The organism is Mycobacterium sp. (genome assembly GCF_040398885.1).
Taxonomy (GTDB): Bacteria; Actinomycetota; Actinomycetes; order Mycobacteriales; family Mycobacteriaceae; genus Mycobacterium.
The window spans coordinates 1-1,504 of the sequence record NZ_JBBATF010000304.1; the positions used below are offsets into that span (position 1 = coordinate 1).

Genomic DNA, 1,504 nt, shown 5'->3' on the forward strand with positions numbered 1-1,504 from the left:
GGTCGGTCAAGGTCGATGGTCTGGATCGTGCCGCTCTGATCGTCGATCCACGCCAACGCCGAGATCGCCAGCGCTCGCGTGTGCGGCGATGCTGCCGAGCGGGCCTCCACCAGTGCGGGCCAGAAGCCGCCCTCGATCGCGGCCTGCCGGACCTGCCATGTGGGCACCGGGCGACGCACGGTCACACGGCGTGCGTTGATCGCGGCGGCTGCGGCGGCATCGTCGAGCCCGGCGTAGTCCGCTCGGGCGATTTCATCGCAGAGGTGATCCATTGTTAGCTGTGCCTCAAGTAGATATCGCCATTGACCCCGCCCGTCGGCAAAGCCGTGCCGCTGGTGATCGTCTTCTGCACGCCGGTCGTTTTCGCGAGCGTCACGGCCCCGTTGTCGATCGTCCACGTCGTTCCGCTGCCGCTCACCGTCACGTCGCCTTTGTCGCCGTCGGTGACGCCACCGCCGCCCGATGCGCCGGTCGGCCCAGTAGCGCCGACGCTGCCCGTCGCACCGGGCTCGCCCTGCACACCGATCTCGATCCACTGCACGCCATATCGCAGGTACACCTGGCCAGTGTCGTCGTCGATCCACACGGCACCGTCACGCAGCGGAGTCGGCGCGGACGATTGGGCGTAGTATTCGAGGACGCCGGTCGCGCCTGTTGCTCCCTGCTGGCCGGCTGGCCCAGTGGGACCGAGACCACCAGCCACCCCGGTAGGGCCTGTCACGGTCGACGCCGCGCCGGCCTCGCCCTGGGCGCCGGTCGGGCCTGTAGGCCCGGCACTGCCCGCGGCGCCGTTGCTGCCGGCAGCGCCAGCCGGCCCGGTACTTCCCGTGGGGCCAACCGCCCCAGCGGCACCCGGGTCACCCTGCGATCCGGCTGGCCCGGTCGCTCCCTGCTCGCCTTGCTGCCCTTGTGGGCCAGTAGGGCCGACGTCACCCTGCACGCCGGCGGCACCCTGAACGCCCGCCGCCCCTTGCGGGCCGGTGGCTCCGACGCCGCCCGTAGGCCCGACGTCGCCCTGCGGGCCTGTCGCTCCGACCTCGCCGGCGACGCCCGCCGGCCCAGTCACGCCAGCCACGCCTGCCTCACCTTGAGGGCCGGTCGCTCCGACGTTGCCTTGCGGGCCAGGCGGACCCGATGGGCCGATGGCGCCGACGTCACCCTGCGGACCAACGCTGCCGGCCGGACCCGTGTCGCCGCGCTCGCCGGTCGGGCCTGTCACGCCCGGAATGCCCTGCGGGCCTGACGCTCCCGCCGGCCCAGCCGGCCCGGTAGCGCCGAGGTCGCCCTGCGGGCCTTGAGCACCGACGCCGCCGGTAGGCCCGACGATGCCTTGCTCGCCCTGTGGCCCGGACGGCCCGGTAACGCCTTGCACTCCGGCCGGGCCTGTTACGCCCTGCTCGCCTTGCGGCCCGACTGCTCCGATCGGGCCTGTCGCACCCACGCCACCAGCGACACCAGCCGGACCGGTGTCGCCGCGCTCGCCCTGGACGCCCTGGGCACCCTG

Annotated in this window: 4 protein-coding genes; 2 read left to right on the forward strand and 2 right to left on the reverse strand. The window is 73.3% G+C overall.

From position 1 onward, the window contains the following. Together ADBZ5U_RS16310 and ADBZ5U_RS16315 are read right to left on the reverse strand one after the other, a co-directional pair. On the reverse strand, positions 1-272 hold a 272-nt coding region (locus ADBZ5U_RS16310; RefSeq protein WP_526811943.1), incomplete at its 3' end, for a hypothetical protein. 2 nt (positions 273-274) lie between these two features. Then, on the reverse strand, positions 275-586 hold the full coding sequence (locus tag ADBZ5U_RS16315; protein WP_526811944.1) for a hypothetical protein: 312 nt from the start codon (positions 584-586) through the stop codon (positions 275-277). A 321-nt stretch (positions 587-907) separates the two neighbouring features. On the opposite strand from ADBZ5U_RS16315, the gene ADBZ5U_RS16320 reads away from it, so the two are divergent. Both ADBZ5U_RS16320 and ADBZ5U_RS16325 read left to right on the forward strand, forming a co-directional pair. Then, positions 908-1,243 (forward strand): hypothetical protein, encoded by a 336-nt coding sequence (locus ADBZ5U_RS16320; RefSeq protein ID WP_526811946.1) that lies wholly within the window; start codon positions 908-910, stop codon positions 1,241-1,243. Between the two features lie 51 nt (positions 1,244-1,294). Then, on the forward strand, positions 1,295-1,504 hold a 210-nt coding region (locus ADBZ5U_RS16325; RefSeq protein ID WP_526811948.1), incomplete at its 3' end, for a hypothetical protein.